Annotated in this window: 15 protein-coding genes; 11 read left to right on the plus strand and 4 right to left on the minus strand. The window is 39.4% G+C overall.

Going from position 1 to position 22335, the window contains the following annotated elements:
* The first annotated feature begins 168 nt into the window (after positions 1 to 168).
* From AB4153_RS02470 to lepB, 6 genes are all read left to right on the plus strand, one after another.
* Positions 169 to 1536, plus strand: a complete 1368-nt coding sequence (locus AB4153_RS02470) for a hypothetical protein (RefSeq protein WP_102435620.1) — start codon at positions 169 to 171, stop codon at positions 1534 to 1536.
* Positions 1537 to 1662: 126 nt separating this feature from the next.
* A complete protein-coding gene (locus AB4153_RS02475; protein ID WP_303517671.1) occupies positions 1663 to 2667 on the plus strand; it encodes a HEAT repeat domain-containing protein in 1005 nt (334 codons plus the stop codon).
* 521 nt (positions 2668 to 3188) lie between these two features.
* Complete coding sequence (locus AB4153_RS02480) at positions 3189 to 4640, plus strand: sulfatase (RefSeq protein ID WP_371996246.1); 1452 nt, start codon at positions 3189 to 3191, stop codon at positions 4638 to 4640.
* Positions 4641 to 4765: 125 nt separating this feature from the next.
* Positions 4766 to 6670 (plus strand): CRTAC1 family protein, encoded by a 1905-nt coding sequence (locus AB4153_RS02485; protein WP_371996248.1) that lies wholly within the window; start codon positions 4766 to 4768, stop codon positions 6668 to 6670.
* A gap of 319 nt (positions 6671 to 6989) precedes the next feature.
* A complete protein-coding gene (locus AB4153_RS02490) occupies positions 6990 to 8183 on the plus strand; it encodes a cation:proton antiporter (protein ID WP_371996249.1) in 1194 nt (397 codons plus the stop codon).
* A 188-nt stretch (positions 8184 to 8371) separates the two neighbouring features.
* Positions 8372 to 9043: a signal peptidase I gene (gene lepB / locus AB4153_RS02495; protein WP_303517662.1), complete on the plus strand. Its 672-nt coding sequence runs from the start codon at positions 8372 to 8374 to the stop codon at positions 9041 to 9043.
* On the opposite strand, the gene AB4153_RS02500 is transcribed toward lepB, so the two are convergent.
* From AB4153_RS02500 to AB4153_RS02515, 4 genes are all read right to left on the minus strand, one after another.
* A complete protein-coding gene (locus AB4153_RS02500; protein WP_371996250.1) occupies positions 9029 to 9412 on the minus strand; it encodes a DUF3010 family protein in 384 nt (127 codons plus the stop codon). The genes lepB and AB4153_RS02500 overlap by 15 nt on opposite strands.
* 390 nt (positions 9413 to 9802) lie before the next feature.
* Complete coding sequence (locus AB4153_RS02505; RefSeq protein WP_303517660.1) at positions 9803 to 11161, minus strand: sodium-dependent transporter; 1359 nt, start codon at positions 11159 to 11161, stop codon at positions 9803 to 9805.
* Between the two features lie 251 nt (positions 11162 to 11412).
* Entirely contained in the window at positions 11413 to 11886 is a 474-nt protein-coding gene (locus AB4153_RS02510; RefSeq protein ID WP_371996252.1) for an Lrp/AsnC family transcriptional regulator, read from the minus strand.
* Between the two features lie 353 nt (positions 11887 to 12239).
* Complete coding sequence (locus tag AB4153_RS02515) at positions 12240 to 14789, minus strand: TonB-dependent receptor (protein ID WP_371996253.1); 2550 nt, start codon at positions 14787 to 14789, stop codon at positions 12240 to 12242.
* Between the two features lie 808 nt (positions 14790 to 15597).
* On the opposite strand from AB4153_RS02515, the gene AB4153_RS02520 reads away from it, so the two are divergent.
* The 5 genes from AB4153_RS02520 to AB4153_RS02540 all read left to right on the plus strand — a co-directional run bounded on the left by AB4153_RS02520 (position 15598) and on the right by AB4153_RS02540 (position 22262).
* The gene (locus AB4153_RS02520) at positions 15598 to 17064 is read left to right on the plus strand and encodes a sulfatase (protein WP_102527207.1); all 1467 of its coding nucleotides are present in this window, start codon (positions 15598 to 15600) and stop codon (positions 17062 to 17064) included.
* Positions 17065 to 17192: 128 nt separating this feature from the next.
* Positions 17193 to 18356, plus strand: a complete 1164-nt coding sequence (locus tag AB4153_RS02525; RefSeq protein ID WP_102527208.1) for a mandelate racemase/muconate lactonizing enzyme family protein — start codon at positions 17193 to 17195, stop codon at positions 18354 to 18356.
* Between the two features lie 54 nt (positions 18357 to 18410).
* Complete coding sequence (locus tag AB4153_RS02530; protein ID WP_371996255.1) at positions 18411 to 19307, plus strand: SMP-30/gluconolactonase/LRE family protein; 897 nt, start codon at positions 18411 to 18413, stop codon at positions 19305 to 19307.
* Positions 19308 to 19697: 390 nt separating this feature from the next.
* Complete coding sequence (locus tag AB4153_RS02535; RefSeq protein WP_371996256.1) at positions 19698 to 19994, plus strand: hypothetical protein; 297 nt, start codon at positions 19698 to 19700, stop codon at positions 19992 to 19994.
* Positions 19995 to 20642: 648 nt separating this feature from the next.
* A complete protein-coding gene (locus AB4153_RS02540) occupies positions 20643 to 22262 on the plus strand; it encodes an MFS transporter (RefSeq protein WP_371996257.1) in 1620 nt (539 codons plus the stop codon).
* Positions 22263 to 22335: the final 73 nt, after the last annotated feature.

Here is a 22335-nt window from a genome sequence, read left to right on the forward strand (position 1 = left end):
AGCATATGTTAACTAAAGCTTTTGTTAGCAACTGAATGTGTCAATAACACAAGCGCCAACAATCCCTGTTTTAGATTGGAAACCACTTTTGGCTGTATAGCCAAGAGCGGGGTTTTTGCGGCTCCAATGTTGGCAAAGCAGTAAAAATAATGTGAATTAGGATAAATTATGAACAACGTTTTTAACACCAGCATCGGGAAAACTGCCCAGACATGTTTACTCGGAAGTATGCTAACGCTTTCAATGGCATCAATGACTTATGTCGCGCCAACAGCAGCTGCAAGTATTGGTAATCAAGGCCGTTATTTTACTAACAAAGTGACCGGAGCAACTGAAACCGTCACATTATCGGGTAGTGCAGCAGTGCAAACGCGAGCACTTCAAGCCGCTATCGATCGCGCTACTAATAAGCCAAATGGCGGCGTGGTAAAAGTGATGGGTAATGATTTGAAATTGGCGCAAGTTGATTTAAAAGCCAATGTTCGATTAGAAATTCAGTCAGGTAAAACCATTAAAATGGCTGATAAAGTTTTATTTAACCTCAACCGTAATGGTCAAGGTCCTCGTGCGCCTTTAATGCAAAATGTGGAGATTACCTCAACCGGTAATGCTCGTTTTAAAATTGACGTCAATAAAAATGCCATTTTTTTAAATGCAATTCCGGTACGTGTGGGTTATGTGAAGAACTTTGCGTTATCAAATTTTGATATCAAGGATAACTATTCTATTTTCCCATCACTATTTATGGTTGCTGATAGTGACGCTAGAACAGTGGCTAACAATGCGACTTATGGTCGCATTCCTCAAAAGGGTGTTGTCGAAAATATCTCTGCTACAAAGGTGGCAGCAGGTTACGCATTGATCCAACTATTCAGCGGTAAGCAGATGCGTCTAAAGAACTTAGATGCTGAAGGGGGGTTAACCATTCGTTTAGAGCCTGGTAGTGGCAGACCATCAGATTACTTAAACCAAGCAGGTCCCCGCGTCGGTAATATTGCAGATATCAAAATGATTGATATTGAAAACACTGAAGGTATGGCTGCTTTGTTTCTAAAACCGCATCAAAAGATTTGTTCTGATATCACCGGCACCAATATCCGTGGTGTAAACAGTGCATTTACCATAATGAGCAACTCAAGTGACTCTAGCACCTTTAGCCGTGGTTATTTTGAGCGCACTAAGTTTACTGGCCGCATATCTCTGACTAAAACTAAAAACACGCCGTTAGCTGATATTGGTGCGTCGTCACAATATTTTGTCGAACCAAGTGAAAGCGCGGGCAGAACTAAGATTGCTGATTTCCCGAACGATCCTTCTGGTCGTCGCTGGCACACCAAACCAATTGCACCAGTATTGTTGGCTTCTGCGCTTAACAAAAATAATGTTGGCACAGCTGTAAAAGGGCGTTTTGGTATTGATATTTCAAATGCCAATATTACAAAAACGGGCAATTACGAACGTGCAACGAAAGTCTTTTACCGTGAAGATGCCGTCAAACTAAATGGCAAAGCCGCGACAGTGTGGATTAACAAATAAGTTTAGATTAAGCCTTAGCTTGGTCATTACGTTAATAAAAGTGTTTGAGCAGTGAGTGATTCGCCGCTCAAACACTATAAACATTAATAGTCATATTGTTGAGTGGGTCATGAAAAGGGGAATGCAGTGTTAAATCATCAAACAAATTTAGTGTTTAATATTAGAACTAATAAACAAATCGCAGCAGCCTTGTTATTTTCAGTATGCATGATGTTTATTGGTTTTCTGTTTGGGTTCTTCTTTAATGATTTAACTAATAGCGCTTCATCTAGATATGCAAGTGAATATCAAGAACGTGACCAAAACCAAGGCCAATTACAAAACTCAAACCCAAACCAAGAGAACCCAGCTCAGTTTACTGATGACTCAAACTTGATTAGGGTAACAAATAACAAACCGCAGCCAATGATTATCGATAATCTAGATGCTGTATCCAGTGAGGCAATGACATTTGAGCAATGCCAGCTGATTTCATCATTGTATGATCAACAATGGGATTTATCTTCTAATACTGAATTTTACCAGTTGATGAGTGATATTAATTCACTGCAAGATTCAGCGATTAAACAAATGGCGATAACAGCCATGTTGTCGATAACGTCTGTTGAGGATGAAGGTTTAGAAGAGGGGATATTTGAGTTTTTAATTGAAAATCCAAATGATGTTATTGCGAATCAACTATACCAACAAAATTATTCACATAAGTTATTGCCAGAACAGCGACAACAATTAAGACAGAATTTAGTCAATATAACAGATCCTAATATATTAACTGACAGCATAAAGCTGACTAGCCAAGTCAGTTACATGGCTGAAGAGAAAAAGCAGCAATTCAATCAAGCGTATCAGCAATTTTATTATTCCCCTTATGACAATGTTCGTGCTGCAGCCATTGGAGTGATTGGTGTGGTTTCAAGGGACGATGAAGTGATGTTATTAACGGATGCGCTATCAGATCCCTCAGATGCAGTCATTGATATGGCTTTAGATGTCATAGGAAAAAGACAATTAACCGATCCGCAATTACTCAGTGCATTAGAAGAATTGCATTACCAAAGAACCGATCAATTAAATACTGCGCAGCAGCGTGACATGGTAGAGCACATTCTTTTTGAATCAGGCGCTATTTGAATAAAGTGCTATTTGACTCAGGTGCTATTTGACTCAGGTGCTATTCGAATCAGGGGTATATGCATAAGGCTAATTCGATACATGTTTAGTCGGCAAGTATATGGTTGCAGCCGGTATAAAACTTTGAGCATGTGTATGAGATTTTGCAGGAGTTTTAATGTGAGAGTTTTCACATCTCAGTAGCTAGATTTGCTACATAAAATTGTACAGGAAAACGGCATTTATAATGCCGTTTGTATCGCGTTAAGCAAAATAAATTATCATATTTTATTAAATGAATTAAGTAACTTAGTTCTAGTAGTGATAATTTACTTTAGTGACGGTAAAGGCTTTGAGCGTTTAATGCGTAATAAGTTAATACACGCTAAATTAATACTCGCTCAGTTAATAAAGCATGATTAATGATAATTGCAGTAATTAGAGAAATGGATGTTATGAATAGATTACTTACTACAAGTTCAACATTAAGCCCGTATCAGCACTTGAATTTAAAAAGGACAGCTAAGGTCAAGGCTAATGTTTTGGGCGTTTTATCATCATTAGCCATGCTAGTGTCAACCTCGGTCACAGCTGTACCAGCTATCGCTGCAGAAACTGCGCATACCAGTCAGCAACAGCCGAATATACTGCTTATTTTGACTGACGATCTTGGCTATAACGACGTTGGATTTAATGGCTCGACTGATATTACAACACCAAACTTAGACGAGTTAGCTGCAAATGGGACTTCATTCTCACAAGCTTATGTGGCGCATCCATTTTGTGGTCCCAGCCGAGCGGCGTTAATGACAGGGCGTTACCCACATAAAATTGGTTCTCAGTTTAATTTACCTACCAAAGGTTCATTTGTTGGCGTTCCAACCAATGAGCAATTTATCAGTAAGCTACTGCAAAATAACGGCTACAACACTGGAGCAATCGGTAAGTGGCACTTAGGTGAAGCGCCTGAGTTCCATCCCAATGCGCGTGGCTTTGATGATTTTTATGGTTTTACTGGCGGTGGGCATAATTACTTCCCTGAACAGTTTAAAGCGCAATATGCTAACCAAGTAAAACTGGGCAATACCAATATCAATCATTACATTTTGCCTTTGGAACATAATGGTAAAGAAGTTGATGAAAACGGATACATCACTGATGCGCTTTCTCGCGAAGCCAGTCGTTTCGTTGAAGATGCAGCGACCGATGACAAACCATTCTTTTTATATTTAGCCTACAACGCACCTCATGTTCCTTTAGAGGCGAAACAATCTGACATGGATATGTTTCCTAACATTACCGATGAAAAACGTAAAACCTACGCAGGAATGGTCTATGCGGTAGATCGCGGTATTGGGCGCGTTGTTGACTCGTTAGAAAAGACTAATCAATTAGATAACACCTTGATTGTTTTTTTAAGTGATAACGGAGGCAAGCTAAGCAAAGGTGCCAGTAATTACCCGTTAAAGGAAGGCAAAGGAAGCGTATATGAAGGCGGATTTAGATCGCCAATGTTGTTTCACTGGCCTAAACAAGTTGCTGCTGGTCAGCGCTTCGAACACCCCGTGTTAGCGTTAGATTTATATCCGACATTTGCAGCGTTAGCTGGCATAACAATTCCGAGTCAAAAAAGGTTAGACGGTAAAGATATTTGGCCTGCATTTAGTGCCGGAGAAGATCCGCATAAAGATGAGCTCTTTTATGTTTTACGTCACCGTAAAGGCTATAGCGATGCATCTGTTCGCCGCAATCAATGGAAAGCGGTAAAGCAGGGTGACAAGCCTTGGCAATTGTTTAATGTTGAAGTGGACTTAAATGAAACCAATGATTTAAGTAAAAAGCATAAAACAATGTTGATTGACATGGTACGAGAGATGGAAAAGTGGAGTTGGGATAATAAACAACCGCTTTGGTTCCATGAAGCCTATGAAGGCGCTGATTGGCGTTTAAAAGGCATGCCGCGTTTCGATCAAACCTTTTCTACCAGCAAGTAGATTTGACTCTCACTCATCTTAATTGATTGTGTTTATATCATTAGTTATGCACTTTTAAAGCTCATCGGTATTAACTCATTAATCTAATTGAGTTAATACCATGGCCCTTCATGCAGGAAGCACTCATGTTACAGTTTATAAAATTATCGACGGCGCTCGCTGTCAGTTTAGCTATTGCCAGTTTGTTAGGTTGTGAAACTACAACTGAAGACTCTGGTTCAGCAGACACAGTGACCAATCAACGCATATTATTCTCAGACCAGCACCAAGATATCAAACTGGAAAGTGTTAATCGCCGTAAATGGGATAATCCGGTGATAGCCGATTTTGACCAGGATGGTTATCCAGACCTTTTGCTGACCGATCATGGATATTCAGTAAAGCTTTATTGGAACAATGAAGGCACATATTCGAAAGGTCATGATTTGATTGTGGGTGACATGCATGGCATTGGTGTTGCAGATTTTAATCAAGACGGAAAAGTTGATATTTTAATTTCTCGTGGAGGCGGTTCAGGCTCCAATGCACGTAATGCCAAGCTATATCATTTTGATGGCCGAACGATCATTGAAGGTAATGAATTTAACCCGCCATTACAAAACTTACGTGGCAGAACCAGTAAGTTTTTTGATGCAAATAACAATGGTGAATTAGATTTAATATTAATGGGTTTTCCTTCGCGGGCTAAGGGGCCAAAACCTAAAAGTACGACTGAAAACTTTATTTATCAAAATGACGGTAAAGGCAATCTCAGTTATGCGACAGATTTACCGCAAACCTATCAGGATGGGCAAAAAATACTAATTACTGACTTTAACAATGACAAGATTGATGACTTACTTATATACGGTCATGGCCGACTAATCGCTTTAAAGGGAAATGGTGATTTAACTTACACAGAAGTGACTAATGGTGTGTTTGCGCAAGATATAAAACATGTCACTGGTATAGCTGAAATTGATTATGATAATGATGGTGACTTTGACCTCTATCTTACTAGAGCAAGACCATTTGAAGCGGGTGACACCTTCTTTGATAAAGCCAGAAATACTTTTGCCTTTTATACTAAACGTGGCAAGTTCCGCTTTGAGGATTTAATCATTGGTGACACTTTTGAATTAGAAAACTACCAGTCACCTTATCCAAATCAAGATGTGTTTATAGGAGAGGGAGCATATAAGTACCAATTTGAAGGTGAGCGTCATAGTGGACAAAACATCAAGTTGGTTAGCAGTAATGCATTAGGCTGGCCTGACAAACTACCTAATAAAGGGCTATATGTTGGTTACGTAGGTAATGATACCTGGCGGATCGCAGGAAATACCTTCTCGCCAACGACTGGGGTAGTTAAAGGTGTTGAGCAATATGACGCAACAGAGCAATTGCCTGCGCCTAAAGACATGTTACTTGAGAATCGACATGGAAAATTTGTCAATGTCACGGCTAAGGCTAATCTAGTGATGAATGAGCATACTTCAAGTGTCGCGGTGGCAGACTTTAACAATTCAGGGTATCAAGATGTGTTTGTGGTTAAGCAAGGAGATTTGTCTCAGGCAACAGAACAGCTACTTTGGCTTAATAATGGTGATGGTACATTTACAGTTCAAGCGCACCATGGCATTAAATCACTGGAGCTCGGCGCAGCAGGCTCTGGCAGTGATGTGGTTGATTACAACAGAGATGGTTTTAATGATCTTGTTTACGCAAATGAGCGCGGTCAATGGCATGTTTACAAAAACCAAGCGGTCAATCGCGATACGGGGAATGCGAACTTCACTGTAGTAACAGTTAATAACTCACCAAAGGATAAAGCAACTGCACAAGGGGCTTTGGTAAAACTTAGTGCTTGTGGCAGTAGTCAAATTAGGCGAGTCGGCGCATCTGGTGCGCCTTACACGCAATCTTATAATCAACAAATCCATTTTGGGTTGGGCGAATGTCAGCAAATTGATTCAGTTGAGGTCATTTGGACTAATGGCGAAACGTCGACATTTAAAGACATTAACCCTAATCAGATTAATTTATTATGATGACTTTTGTCACGAAGCTAACACTATCTGTAATCGTTAATGTGAAATTGTATTCTTTAACTGTTTAAGATAAATTTAGCTATTGATTTTAAGGGATATATATATCAATTAATTCTAGCATTAAGTAGATTAACTAACTGGCCTCGATATATCTCGAGGCTTTTTTATGGTGGATATTTGGGCTTGCCTACTAAAACTTGTCGTGCAGGATAATAAATAGGTCATAATCATTGGGTGATGTAATCTAGGTGTTTTTAATAATGCTTAAATTTAGATGATGCAATGAATTGCGTTAGCGCCTCGATAGGGAGATTGAGTCATGTATTTAGAATTAGCGATATTAGCTGTTTTCGCTTTTAGCTACAGTTTAATTGCAGGCCGAGTCGAGCGATCGATGATATCTGGCCCTATGGTGTTTGTTGTCGTGGGTTTCATACTGGGACCGTCAGCTTTTGGCTGGTTGGGCAATGAACTCGGTAATTCAGCTATGCGGGTGTTTGCCGATTTAACCTTGGCTGTGGTGTTATTTTGTGATGCCTCAAACAGTAATTTATCGATATTAAAACAGCATATTAATATTCCGACGCGGATGCTGCTATATGGGCTTCCAGGTGCCATTGGGTTAGGTTTTATTGCTGGTTATCTACTGTTTCCTAATTTATCTCTATTTGAACTCGCTGCGTTGGCAACCATGTTAGCTGCAACCGATGCCGCCTTAGGTAAAGCTGTGGTTTCCAGTCCTGTAGTGCCTGCAAAAATTCGTGAAGGTCTCAATATTGAAAGTGGCTTAAATGATGGGATTTGTGTACCTATTTTATTTGTATTTCTTGCGCTTGCTAGTGGCAGTATTGCAGAAGGGCAAGTATCCCATTTAGCAATGACCTATTTAGCTGAAGAATTAGGCATTGGTTTAGCGGTGGGGTTATCAGCAAGCTTTATCGCATCAAAGTTAATCAGATACAGTTATAAGAAAAATTGGATCACTGAGGCTTGGAGCCAAAACATTGTCTTAAGTCTAGCGCTATGTTGTTTTGCTATTTCTCAACAATTGGAGGGGAGTGGTTATATTGCGGCGTTTTCTGGTGGGTTGTTGTTTGGATACTTGATGAAAGACGTCAAACATAAATTGATATTACCCACAGAAGGTATTGGCGAAATTCTCGCATTACTGACTTGGATGTTATTTGGTGCCATTGTCATTGGCAATGCTATTGAAACGTTTACTTGGACGATGCTTCTGTATGCTCTACTAAGTTTAACTGTTGTTAGAATGATACCTATCTTCATATCTTTGGGGCGAAGAGGTGAGAATGTCCCTTCAAGATTATTTTTAGGCTGGTTTGGACCCCGCGGTTTAGCATCCATTGTGTTTGTTATCATCATGCTTGATCGTGATTTGCCGGGGGGTGACTTTATTGCGATGACAGTTATTTGTACTGTTTTTATCAGTCTTATTGCCCATGGCGCGTCAGCAAATATATTAGCTAAATGGATCAGCACGCGGGTCAAATAAATGCATAGAAAGGGAAGTACTTAGCTTCCCTTTAAGCATTTCTATATCAGGCATAATAATGCCACACTTCTGCTTAATTAAATTCGCACATCATATTGAAGATTAAACATCATTTAAACTCACTGTTGTATTGCATTCCATTTTGCTAATCTACAAGTGAATTTGTTATTTAATAAAATGGAGTTTATATGACGAACAGGATTATAAAAGCGATTAAAGCTAATAAATCGATATTGTTATTTATTATCTTAATGAGTGTTTTTAGAAGTGCCGTTGCAGATTGGTATACAGTGCCGTCAGGTTCAATGAAACCGACAATCATCGAAGGTGATAGGTTATATGCTGATAAAATGGCTTATGATTTACGAGTACCGTTTACGCACATTTCGCTTTATAAGATTGCAGATCCTCAGCGCGGCGATATTATTATTTTCGAATCTACAGCTGCTGATAATAGACTGGTTAAACGTGTCATTGGCGTCCCAGGTGATGTCATTGCATTAACGGATAATGTGCTCAGCATTAATGGAAATACATTAGCCTATCAACCAATAAGTTCAACTGATTCATCCGAGGACAAAATTGAGCAATTATTTTCTGAAACTAGCACGGTTAACCATTTCGTTCGCACCAGTAACAGTGGCTCTAGGCTTTCAAATTTTTCTGAGGTTACCGTACCAGAAGGTCATTACCTAGCACTAGGCGATAACCGTGATCATAGTTCTGATTCTCGAGTGATTGGTTTTGTACCTAGAGATGAAATCATAGCCAAAACATCCAGTGTAGTAATGTCATTTGACTATGATAATTACTACATTCCACGTTCAGAGCGCTTTTTACATAGCTTAATTGAGGGCTAGTGCTTCATAAGCCAGATCATAAGCTTTGCCCAAGTCGACTGTTTTAGGTTTGGTTGACTTATGATCTGCTTCACGCTTATCGGTAGCTCTTAACGTTGCTGGATGCACAAAATCTATTTCACAATTTAATGTAGCTAATATGGCGCCTTCTAATAAAAAAGTTCCCGCACCACCAGCTCCTTGACCTGTGGTAGAGCGTCGATTAATCACCGCTTTATTGATGTTGTTGGCGTTACAATAGTCCATAATTTGTTGTACTAGTTCTTTCACATCTTTTTGCTCAGGGTGCTTATTCAAAGCGAGCTTATTGAATTTAGCATTAACCATTTCATGACAGGTTCTGCTGCCCGTTAAAGTTACTATTCGCATTTCATTAGCTTTAAGCATGATGCCCATCACATTCATTAGATGATTCTCTTTTGTTTTTTATTAATAATTCAATGCCTTATGTAAACTAATGACATTATTACTATACTGGGATAGTTTAATTTATCATGACACTGTTTATTTATACAGTGTTATGTGTAACCTGATTTGTAGATGTGACATGATTTGTAGATGTGAAATGGGAAGTGTAAATCGCTTATATTTTACAGTGATAAAAAAGGCCATGTCGTCATGGCCTTTATGTGATTGATTATTGTTTTAAAAATCCCTTTAGAGACTCAATGCTTAATAACGACTTTGCAAATGAACCCCTCGCTAACAGATAACCCATCACTTAACAGAAAATCCTTCAGTTAACAGATAAACCCCTAGCTAACCAATAAATAATTGTAGAATTATCACTGTTATTAATAGTGGACAAATATACTTAACGTAGACAGGCCATAAGCGCCAAAAAAAGCTATCTGGGTTAACAGAATCCTGCTGCGCAATATCTTCCATTAACTTATTTCTATGCCAAACCCAACCCATGAATATCGCAATACCTAAAGCTATTAAAGGCTGTGCTCGCTCTGTTGTTAAGGTAATGATGAGTCCGAATAATGCACTAAAGTTAAACACAATGATGCTGGCCATGATGGCGATAAAGACGCCGACAACTAACGTCGCTTTGTTGCGGTTTAATGATGTCTTTTCGACGATATAGCTGGTGGGCACTTCAACAATCGACATAGCAGAAGTTAATCCGGCAATGGTCATTAACGTAAAAAACACGATAGCGATAATATATTGACTGATGCCACCAATAGAGTCGAATAATGCAGGTAGAACACTAAACACAAGCGTATCTGAGTTGAGTAAGCTGCCATCGTCTGCAAATATTTGAACGCCATTATGTTGCGCCACGTACATTGCTGGAATAATCATTAGCGCAGCAAGAAATGCTACCATAGTGTCAGTTAACGTCACGTAAGCAGTTAATTGGCCGATGTTCTCTTGTTTATTTAGATAGGCGCCATAAACCATCATCGCTCCTGTTCCCACAGTTAATGAGAAGAAGGTTTGTCCTAAGGCACCAATTAACACATCAGCATTAAATATCATTGAAAAGTCAGGAACTAATAATACCTTTAAACCTTGCATTGCCCCTGGCTGAGTTAAGATATAAACCGCCCCTAACACCAGCATTATCAGCAACAATGGCATTAAACGCTTAGACCAACGCTCGATACCTTTTTGGATCCCTTGTCGGATCACTAGAACAACTAACGCGATAAACACTAAAGAAAAGACTAAGTTTCTTGAAACTGAAAACTCGGTAAACCAGTTTGCAATATCAGGTTGGTCTGCCATTTGTGCAATGGGTGCTAGCGCAAAACTGACAAACCAGCCAGAAAGAATACTGTAAAAGGTACAAATCAGTGTTGCTGTGATAATCGAAATCATACCGATCGTTTTACCGATCTGCTTTGATATTGCAGAATTGCCCAGTTTTGCCATGGCATCTGCAGGGTTAGTTTGACCATGACGACCCACCATTAACTCAGCCATCAACATTGGGTATCCCAGTAGGATAATGAGCAACACATATACGAGTAAAAATGCGCCTCCACCGTGGGTTGCAGCTTGTGTTGGGAATCCCCAAATATTACCCACACCTACAGCAGAACCTGCTGCGGCCATAATAAAACCGATTCTTGAACTAAAATGTCCGTTTGCTTGTGCACTCATGATGACTCTCTGATGAGGATGAAAATATAAAGAGCGCGCATGATAGTGTTTTATTGACGTGGTGCAATGGTTTTATATTGCTAGATTAATACCTGTGGCGATATTTAATTGCTGTATATAGAGGGTGTGCAGAAAATTAATGTGATATTTTTACATTAGTTGAAATATGTTTTCGCCATAGCAACCAGAAAGGTTTGCTGGCGCAATTTAATATATTTATACAGATTGGCACAAACTTGATATAGCGCACATTAACTGATGGGAATGGCTGTGCTACTTTTCACTTTTTTAAGTACAAAGCTTGAATGGATCCCTGCTATATGTGGGTTTGTCGTGAGTTTATCCAGTAAGAATACTTTGTAATGCTGCATGTCTTTGACTAACACTTTAAGGTGATAGTCAGCTTCACTGCCGGTGATTAAACTGCATTCTTGAACTTCTTCATAATTAATAATATCGGCTTCAAATGCTTCTAATATGTCACTGGCGTGTTTTTCTAAGCGGATTTGAATGTACACCGTTAAGGCTAGGTTGAATTGTTCTGCATTTAATAGTGTTGCGTAACCTGCAATAAAACCAGCATCCTCTAAAGCTTTAACTCTACGAGAACACGGAGAAGGCGATAACCCCACATTGATTGCTAATTCTTGATTGGATAAGCGTCCATGGCGTTGTAGTTCTGAGAGAATCGCGAAATCAATTTTGTCTAAGGTGAGTTGTGTCATGGTGCTCCTAGTAAGGTTCTCGATAATTGGCAATCCGACAATTACAGATAACTTAGCAAGCAAGATAAAAAATTACATAGAATTATAATCCTCATGACGTGTGAAGTAACGACTTCTTATGCTGTAGACATAAAAAAACACCCGAAGGTGTTTTTGATACTTCCATCATGTTTAGTAATCACTGTGCTAAAAATCGCAAATTCAATGTAGGGCGAATGAGACAGGAAAGGGGATATCTCATTCGCCCTTATTGAACTGGTTAGCAACGTACTTGTTAGCTACGTGCTGTATTGCTTTAAGCCTTACTATCACTGTTGGGGCAATGACAGTAAGGCAACATGGATTAAACGAGCTTAGAAAGCATATTGCACGCTGCCGCCAAAGAAACGGTTCCAATCACGAGGGTAGAAGGCTTGTCCATAACCTTCTTGGTTGGTGTTTTGACGTGTGGTATATGGCTTGTCGAATAAGTTCTTCACATATAGGCTGAAACGTAAATTGTCTTGCCCAAAGTTAAAGTATAAATCCCAAATACTTGAAGAAGGATTAGCATTTTGATCAAGCGCTAGCTCATTAATAGTTTGTGTATGCGCACCGTTATAACGCCAAGCTGCTTGTACGTTACCATTCCAGCCCGTGTTACCGAATTCAGTTGAGTATTTCAATGTACTAAATACTTGCTGCTCAGCATTATTCGGGAAAGAAAGGCCTGTTTGATCAAATGTTTGACGACCGGTTACAGGATCAGTGTTACAACGATCTGCTAATTCGCCACCATCACCTGCAGGACAGTTAATCGGTGTATCTGAGAAATCTTCGTAACGCGCATCAAAAATGGCGTAACTTGCGGTCCAACGTAAATCTTCTGTGATATCAACTATCGCATCAGCTTCGAAACCCGTTGAGCGTGCTTCTTTTGCATTCACGTAGCCTGCGAAAACGATATTCTCTTCTTCATCAATCACACGTGTTGCGCGTACTTGATAATCTTCAACTGTCATATCAAAGTAAGTGATGTTGAATAGTACGTCATTATCAAAAAAGCCAGTACGTAAACCAACTTCAAAGTTACTTGATTGCTCAGGTTTTGTTGGGAATTGATCAGCATCTAATGGGTTAGTATTTGTAGTAACAAAATACGAAGAACCTTTATAACCCGTTGAGTAATTGACATAAGCACGAATTGAATTGGTAAAGTCGTAACCCACAACAGCCTTGTAAATAAATGCATCATCAGAATCTGAGAACTTGGTTTTTTCAGTTTGACGTTTAATCAATGAAGGATCTGTTTGAGACATTGCTAACACATCAGCGTATGTATCCATACCGATCCCATCTGATGGTGCAAACAAATCAGTACGCTCGAACGTTGCTTCACCTTCTTCATGCAGAGCACGGAATCCGAAAGTGGCATCTAGTTGATCTGTAATTTGGTATTCAAATTGACCGAAGATGGCAAAGTTTTCGAAGTTAGTGGTGAAGTTACCACCAGAGAGCAAACGGCCTGGATTTAGGTCGGCCATCATACTTTCGTCAAACTGTTGTCCTTCATACATGCTTAAGAAGTTTCTTGTAGACTGGCGATCGTAACAACCAGATAACTCGCCGCCATTGATAAAGCCGAAGTTACCAGCGATACAACCATCTCGGTTTTCTGAACGTTGACCTTCAGTGTTGTGATAAAACAAACCTACAATCCAATCAAACTTTTCATTATCGAATGAGCTTAAACGAATTTCTTGTTGGTTCACGATAACAGATTCATTACCGCCAAATGCTGAACGCTCTAGTGGGAAGTTTAAAGTGAAAAAACCTGAACTGTTATATAGGTCGAAGTCTCGGTAACTACCATTATATGAAAGGGTTAAGTCATCATTAAGGTAATAATCAGCAGCAATAGAGAAACCTAAGTTTTCAGTTGAACCATAGTTTGCTTCGGGGTTACGAGCAGTAACAGGTTTACCTGTATCATCAAAAGATTTTGAAGAATTTATACGGTTATAAGTTGTGCCTTCAATGATGCCATCATCTTTAATGTTGATGATAGGTTTAGGGCCGTAATCTGGATTAACCGGACCAATCTGTGTCATTGAACAACAGTTACTGTCAGTTTCTGCATATTCAGCACGGAACAAGATATTAAATTGCTCGCCATCATCATAAAGAAGTTGACCACGTAAACCTGATTGATCTTTTTCACCTATTTTATAATCTTCATGACCTGGCATTGTATTGTCAATCCAACCGTCAACTTCGCTCCACTGTGCGTTCATTCGAAACGCCCAATTGTCAGAGAGTGGCACATTCACTACGCCACTAACATTTATACCATTGTCTTGGGTGAGTTCGGTTCTAACTTTACCGCTAACGCCATTTAAATTAGGCTTTTTGGTCACATAATGCAGCATACCGGTTGAGGTGTTTTGACCAAATAAGGTGCCTTGAGGACCACGTAACGCTTCAACACGTTCAACATCGGCAACCGCAAGGTTTAGCATAGATTGACGGGGTAATACTTCACCATCAATAACCACAAGGTTTGAAGATTGCAAACCGATAGAGTTAGTAAAAGTACCAATACCACGGGTTTTTAATGTTGTTGTTCTAATTTCAGTACTGTCATCGATACCAAAGCCCGGTAGGTATTTAACGAGGTCGAAACCGTCTTGGACACCCATTTTTTCGACTAAATCACCATCCAAAACTTCAATAGAGACGGGAACATCTTTTAGTGCCTGCTCACGTTTTTGCGCGCTTACCATGATGACTTCAATGTCTTTAGTTGAAACCGCTTCTTCATTAGGCGCATCTACAACTTCCGCAGCATATAGGTTGCTTGAGAAGGCTGCAAAAGAACAACCAGCCAGCAATATTGCTTTATGCAATTTACTATATTTAGGCATTTTCTTACTCCGTGTATTTATTATTTATGTCTTATTGCGGGAAATAAATTCCCCCCCCATACAAATCAGAACTTGGTAAACCACGACTTAATGTTTACAGCGTATTTAAATAAGCTTGTTAGTATATGTATAAAAAACAGGCAATACAGTTCATATGAAGTATTTAAACATATGATGTTTAAATGTGCAACATGTTAAATGTTTGTTGTTATTACGGTGCTATAGCATTGATTTATTATCATTTATCAGAGAAATTGTCGGGTTTTGTGGTGGTTTTGTAAATGAAATTTGTTAAAAAAACTTCTTCAATCGAATAGGAATTCGTTAAAATTTTGGCGATTTTTGTATGAAATGTTTGCTGTATCAACAAAGGTAATAGGCTTTTAGTTAATATTTTTGTTTGATATATATTCCGAGAAAATAAATTTAAGTTTCTATAATTACAGGGTAAAAAGTATTGGTCGCACCAAATGTATGCTCTTTAGTCTCCATTTGTTGTGCCATAAATGATTGGTTGGTACAACATACTGTTTACAAGTGCAAACATCATATGTTTAAATATTTGTAACGTTTTACTGTTTGTTAATTGTTAAGTTAATGTGAGGCAAACTTGGTCTAATACTTTAGACGAGGTTTAGCTGCTTACCTGGCGTGATTTGTCACTGATTTTGATAGTTGAAGTTTGGCACCGTTTGTAGAAGTGCCAAACATGGCTAGTCATTATGAGCCAACGCTTCATTAGACAGCTTTGCGCGAACAAACAATATTAACGATGACAGTCGTTGTGAATACATGGAGCAGTTTCTAAATGAAAGTAAGAATAATCAAAAGCGTAGTGATATTGTCTAGCCTGTTAACCCTTAACGTCTATGCGCAAGGTGAGACGAGACAACAAACACAGAAACAGTCTGAAGCGAAGCTCACTACTGCGACTGACAAACCAAATATCATTCTCATTTTTGCCGATGATGCCGGCTATGGCGACTTTGGCTTTCAAGGCAGTCAAATCATGCAAACCCCGCATTTAGACAATATTGCAGAGCAAGGGGTTATTTTTAGTCAAGGCTATGTGAGTGATGCAACCTGTGGTCCATCGAGAGCTGGATTAATGACAGGTAAATATCAGCAAAGATTTGGCTACGAAGAAATCAACGTACCGGGTTTTATGAGTGATAACTCAGCGTTATTAGGGCCTGAAATGGGCTTGCCAGTTGATCAAACAACCATGGCAGACTACTTAAAAGAACAAGGTTATAAAACTGCCGTATTGGGTAAGTGGCATTTAGGCAGCGCCGAACGGTTCCATCCATTAAACCGCGGTTTTGACGAGTTTTTAGGTTTTAGAGGTGGCGATCGCAGTTACTTTAAATACCCAAAACAAATTGAAAATGACCCTAACAGCACTATGTATGACAAACAACTAGAACGCGGAATAGGCCATTTTGAAGAAAGAGAAGGCTACTTAACGGACATTCTTGGCCAAGCCGCTGCAGACTTTATTGAGCAAAATAAACACGATCCATTTTTCATCTATCTTGCCTTTAATGCTGTGCACACTCCGATGGAGTCAAAGCCTGATGATCTACTTAAATTCCCAAAATTATCGGGAAAACAACAAGAGTTAGCCGCCATGACCTTAGCCATGGATAGAGCAACCGGCATAGTGATGAACAAACTTGAAGCACTCGATTTAGCTGATAATACTATCGTGGTATTTACCAATGATAATGGTGGTCCAACCGATAAAAACGCATCGAACAATGCACCATTAGCAGGCACGAAATCTAATCATTTAGAAGGTGGGATCCGTGTGCCATTTATCATGAGCTGGCCAGCAAAAATTAAATCTAATCAACGTTATGACTATCCAGTTAGTACCTTAGATTTATTACCTACTTTTGTTGCAGCCGCAGGTGGTGCTGATAAAGTAACAGATACTGACGGCGTTGATTTGCTGCCTTATATAAACGGCGACAATGTAAGTCGACCGCATCAACAGATGTTCTGGAAAAAAGAAACGCGCGCTGTGATTCGCGATCAAGATTGGAAGCTTATTCGTTTTCCTGATAGACCTGCAGAGTTATATAACTTAGCTGATGATATTGGCGAGCAACACAATCTTGCAGCAGCAGAGCCTGAGCGCGTTAAAAAGATGTTCAAAGATTTGTTTACTTGGGAGCTCACTTTAGAGCGTCCGCGCTGGTTATTAAAGCGTAAGTTTGAAAAATACGATATGGACAGAATGGATAAATATCGTTTGCCAGCGACGCAGTAAGCTAAGTGCCAGTTAACTAGCGTAAAAAAGTTAAATTATTGGCAAGAAGATTAACTGGTTGTGGTGTAGTCATCGCCAAGAACAGAATAACCGCAAAAATAATGATAATAATTAGATGGTGCATTTAAATGAAAATTGAATCTGTAGAAGCGCTGCTAGGCTGTGTTGGTAGTCGTAATCAGTTACTTGTAAAAGTAGTTACAGAATGCGGAATTATCGGCTGGGGAGAGTCTGGTTTATCTAACCGTGAATATGCAGTGATGGGCGCTGTTAAACACTTTGCCCAGTTTTTAAAAGGCAAAGATGCAAGACAAATAGGTCGTATTTGGCAAGAGCTTTATCGAAGTCACTACTTTGAAGGTGGCAGGGTAATAACAGCTGCCATATCAGCAATTGATATTGCGCTTTACGATATTTTGGGTAAAAAGCTAAATGTACCAGTTTATCAATTGTTAGGGGGTAAACAGCGAGACAATATTCCTTGTTTTGCTTGTTGCTATACTGAGGCAGATCCTGACCGTTTAGATGAACTCGTTAACGAAGCTAAAGCGCTAATAGAACTAGGCTGGACCACAATTCGAGTGATCCCAAGTCGCTTTGACGATCCTAAATTATTTGAACCACAAGAGTCTATTACTCGCACAGCACGTTGTTTAAATGAGCTACGCAAAATTCTTGGACCAGATATTACCTTGGGGATTGATTATCACCATAGACTAAGTGTGGCGGAAACGGCTTCATTTTGTCAGCGATTAGCACCAGATACGCTGGACTTTATCGAAGAACCTATTCGCAATGAATCACCTGATGCTTATAAAACACTGCGCACCATGACAAATATTCCGTTTGCTATTGGTGAAGAGTTTAGTTCGAAATGGGCGGCCAAACCTTATATTGAACAAGGGTTAACTCAATATCTACGTGTCGATGTTTGTAATATTGGTGGCCTAACTGAAGCGATGAAAGTCGCAGGGTGGGCTGAAGCGCATTATATAGATGTGATGCCTCACAACCCATTAGGGCCGGTCTGTACAGCTGCAACAAATCACTTTGCCGCAGCTTTAGCTAATTTTAGTTTAATGGAAACCCATCAAGGACCATTCAGTCCATTCGGAGCCCATGACACTAATTTATTCCCATTACAGCACGAACTTGAAGGTAACGTTTTTATGTTGCCAGATGTTCCAGGTTTGGGTGTAGAAGTAAATGAAGCGGCATTTAGACAAGCAACCCCCATAGAGACAGAAGCCCCACATTTAAGTAAACGTGATGGTTCACATACTAATTGGTAATCAGAATTATTCTGAAAGTGGCGCAAAATACCACAGGCGAATCAAAGGAATAACATGAGCAGTCAGGTTTTTGATAGTAGAGTTAATTATGTTGGCGAGAGCCCACTGTGGCACCCTTTAACTGACACTTTATATTGGGTCGACTTCCCTAATAAGCAGTTGATGAGTAGAAAAGGTGAACAGACTAGCCAGCATACGTTTGATCAAATGGTGACGGCAATAGGTTGGGTCGATCAAAACCACTTAGTCATAGCCACTGAAACGGGCTTGTATAGATTCAATCTCGATACGAAACAAACGCAGTTAATAGTGCATGTTGAGCATCAAGTTAGCTCGAATCGCAGTAATGACGGCAGAGCCGATCCTTGGGGCGGTTTTTGGATTGGCACTATGGATAATGACGCAACGCCAAACAAAGGCTGTTTTTATCGCTATTACCAAGGTCAACTTAAGACCATAATTACCGATTTAACCATTCCCAATGGCATGTGCTTTGATAAATCACGTCAGCGCGCATATTACGCCGATTCTGCCGCGCAAAAAATGTATTGGATTAGCTTAGATGCCGTTACAGGTTGGCCTGTTGATGAATTTTCTGATTCAGAGCTTAGACGTCGAGATGCAAGGCTATTCTTTGACTTTTCAGACTCAGCAGTGTCGCCAGATGGTGCGATTGTAGATGCAGAGGGTAATGTTTGGGTGTCATTATGGGATGGTGGTTGTATAGTTTGCCTTTCGCCAGAAGGTAAAGAGCTCGAAAGGGTAGATACCGGCACATCAAGACCGACTTGCCCAGCATTTGGCGGAGAACTCGCGGACAAATTATTTACTACCTCAGCACAATGTGGACTCGAGGAAGCGCCAGTTACCGCAAATATCCATGGCACGACAATCCTGTTACATACTAAAGTCAAAGGGCTATTTGAGCCTGCTGTTAATCTAACGGAATAAGACTGTCAGTTAATAAAGGGGTAAATTACTGACAGTGTTATCTTCACACTCGTGTGGGTCACTCTTCTTCAAATTAGCGATTTGAGCTAAGTATGCTAATCAACGTAATCAAGCAGCTAGCTATAGCTTGGTTTCGCTTCGCTACACATTTTGGGCTAGCATTATCAGCCCTGTGTTGAATCTTTTGCACTTTACACTTTACACAAGGAGAGCGTTATCGAATACGCAGAAGAGTTCTCAAAACCTGAAAAGTTTAAGAGGATATTTTTATTTCTTCTATTGGCTGTGCTGATACTCATAATTAATGAAAAGTGGTATCTCCCTTTTATTAATGAGTATGTTGATACTGTACATTGCCGAACTCTGTTCGGTTACTCTGGGATTACAGTCATGTGGCATGCTTTATTTGTAGGTTTACCACTATTCAGTGCCGTCATAATCGGTTTGGTTACTGTACCTCTTGGATATAAAGGGATTATTCATAAACAGTTTCCGCCTAAAGGGGTAAAAGTATATAAACCCACTTCAATTCTGCGAGGCTGGAAAGCAAGTGGTAAGTCAATACTTCACCTTTTAACACCTAGCTTATTTATATTATTTTCTGTTTGGGGTTATTTCCAAGTAGAGCAAATGCCACACGAAATACCAGATGATTTTGATTTAAGTGTTTGTGAAACGAATAAGTAATTTTGAATAAAGTCATACAGATATAGGCTAGGCGTAACGGTATGCAGAGTTAACACTTTTATCTGACTACAAACTTGTTGTTTCAGCACAAAAATCGTCTCCAGCCTGTTCATAACAATCAATTGAAAGACACGGCTAAACAGTATTGCGCTTATGCTTATACACTCGATACATATTTGCAGAGTAATATATCCTACATTAGCTAATTGAACCTTATTCGTTAATTTAATCTCTTTGCTAATTCAACCTTCCTAACTTCGTCTTACTTTACTGATCTCTACACCGCTATATAAACGTTTATTATGTTTTTTTGTAAAAAATAAATGTAGTAACAACCTGAAAAGTAAAGTAAGTTACAATCAATTATCGTTTTACTCTGCAATCACCATCAGTCAGATTATTTGATAGTCGTTTCAACTATTTTTCATTCCTAATTGCTCTCAGCTGTACCCAGGCCACTTAATATCCCAATGTTAATATAATTAACAAACATATTGCCTATTGAAACATCATATGTTTAAATCTTGTTAATGGAATGATTCGTTCTTTATTCTGTATTAGAAAAGGTCAGCTTTTAATTTGCGTTATTGCATATATAAAGATGTTTTCTGACAGGGTAATTAAGAAACAAGATGTGGGGATATCACTTTGCTAGAAACAACAATGTCAGAAACGGCGTCTACTGGTAATAAGCGGGCCGATAACAAACTGACTGATAAAAATAAGCACTTTCAAGCGATTAAATTTTCGATGATTGCCGCATTTGGTGGCTTTGTATTTGGTTTAGATGCTGCGAATATTTCTGGAGCACTGAGGTTTGTTAGCTCTCAATTTGAGTTAACCAGTTTACAAACAGGTAACGTCGTAGGTTGTGCCATTGTTGGTGTTATTCTAGCTTTGTTCTTCACTGGTAGCTTATGTCAGCGTTTTGGTCGTAAAAAGGTGTTGCTTGGCATTGCACTCACGTACTCGTTATCTACTGTTATTTCTTCATTCGCCAACAGTTATGAAATGCTAGTAGTAGGGCGGTTTATTGGTGGTGTGGCATTTGCTTCAATCACTGTTTCGGCCATGTATATTGGTGAAATAGCCCCTGCAAAACAGCGCGGTCAATTTGTCTCTGTTAATCAGCTGCTTATTACTTTAGGCAGTTTGATTGCATTTGTTATTAACTATTTTCTTGTTAGCTCTATGGGCAGCATTGAATCATTAACGGATGAGAATATTTGGCGTTTAATGCTCGGCTTCGAGATTGTGCCAAATATTATTTGGTTTTCGTTATTGCTTACCATCCCGGAATCACCACGTTGGTTACTGAGCAAGCAGCGAGATGATGAGGCTAAAGCTGTATTTGAGCAAATCACTGCACAAGGTGAAGTCAGTGAGTTAATGACTGATATTAAGCAAACCATTAAACAAGACAGTACAAATACTGTCGTACAGCAGCTTAAATTACTGTTTAGCAAACCAATGCGGTTTTTAGTTATTATTGCTGTTGTGTATGCCGTTGTTCAAGGCGCGACAGGGATGAATGCGGTGCTGTTTTATGCGCCAACTGTATTTGAGCAAATTGGTATGAGTGTAGAAGATACTTTTTTACAAACTATTGTATTAGGTGGAGTTTCAGTACTGTTTACTTTAGTCGCAATTTTTACCGTAGAAAAATTAGGTAGGAAAGTACTTACGGTATCAGGCCTTTTATTGATTGTGTTAGCGCATGGATCAATTTGGTACGGTTTTGATAACGCGAGTTATCAAATTAGCCAGTCTGTTATTCAAAAAGTGGCACTGCAACAGGTCGATGCTGACAAATTATTACCATTTTTGGGTAAAACCTATGACACAGATGTAGCATTAAAAGCAGATTTGGCCAGTGTGTATACTAAAAAAGAATTGCCTTTGATCAGTGGTGTGGTGATTAACGAATCAATAACCATCAACCCAGCATTTGTTTTATTTGGCTTATTCGCATTTTTAGCGGCATTTAATATGTCAATTGGCCCAATTATGTGGGTCATATTCTCTGAAATATTTTCTAGCCGAGTGAGAAGTGTGGCGCTGCCTTTTGCTGCACTAGTGCAAAGTATTTCAAGTTGGAGTATTCAACAGTTTTTCCCGTGGCAATTAGAAAACATGGGCGCTGCGAATACCTTTTTATACTATGGCGGCGTTGCGTTTATCGGTTGTATTGTCATGGCGTTGATTTTGCCTGAAACAAAAGGCAAGACCATTGAAGCGATTGAGCGTGAATTGGTACACGAGCGTTAACACTAACTTTAACAGGGTGTTTACTGTCTCGTTAACTGGTTTGCTTACAGTTCTTAATCATAGTGTGAAAACC

It is taken from the genome of Shewanella sp. 10N.286.52.E4 (genome assembly GCF_041468785.1).
GTDB classification, from domain to species: Bacteria; Pseudomonadota; Gammaproteobacteria; order Enterobacterales; family Shewanellaceae; genus Shewanella; species Shewanella electrodiphila.

Coding starts and splice junctions, on each gene's coding strand:
- AB4153_RS02530 (WP_371996255.1), top strand. CDS start 18,411: ATGAGCAGTCAGGTTTTTGATAGTAGAGTTAATTATGTTGGCGAGAGC.
- AB4153_RS02525 (WP_102527208.1), top strand. CDS start 17,193: ATGAAAATTGAATCTGTAGAAGCGCTGCTAGGCTGTGTTGGTAGTCGT.
- AB4153_RS02535 (WP_371996256.1), top strand. CDS start 19,698: ATGTGGCATGCTTTATTTGTAGGTTTACCACTATTCAGTGCCGTCATA.
- AB4153_RS02515 (WP_371996253.1), bottom strand. CDS start 14,789: ATGCCTAAATATAGTAAATTGCATAAAGCAATATTGCTGGCTGGTTGT.
- AB4153_RS02505 (WP_303517660.1), bottom strand. CDS start 11,161: ATGAGTGCACAAGCAAACGGACATTTTAGTTCAAGAATCGGTTTTATT.
- AB4153_RS02490 (WP_371996249.1), top strand. CDS start 6,990: ATGTATTTAGAATTAGCGATATTAGCTGTTTTCGCTTTTAGCTACAGT.
- AB4153_RS02485 (WP_371996248.1), top strand. CDS start 4,766: ATGTTACAGTTTATAAAATTATCGACGGCGCTCGCTGTCAGTTTAGCT.
- AB4153_RS02520 (WP_102527207.1), top strand. CDS start 15,598: ATGAAAGTAAGAATAATCAAAAGCGTAGTGATATTGTCTAGCCTGTTA.
- AB4153_RS02470 (WP_102435620.1), top strand. CDS start 169: ATGAACAACGTTTTTAACACCAGCATCGGGAAAACTGCCCAGACATGT.
- lepB (WP_303517662.1), top strand. CDS start 8,372: ATGACGAACAGGATTATAAAAGCGATTAAAGCTAATAAATCGATATTG.
- AB4153_RS02510 (WP_371996252.1), bottom strand. CDS start 11,886: ATGACACAACTCACCTTAGACAAAATTGATTTCGCGATTCTCTCAGAA.
- AB4153_RS02500 (WP_371996250.1), bottom strand. CDS start 9,412: ATGCGAATAGTAACTTTAACGGGCAGCAGAACCTGTCATGAAATGGTT.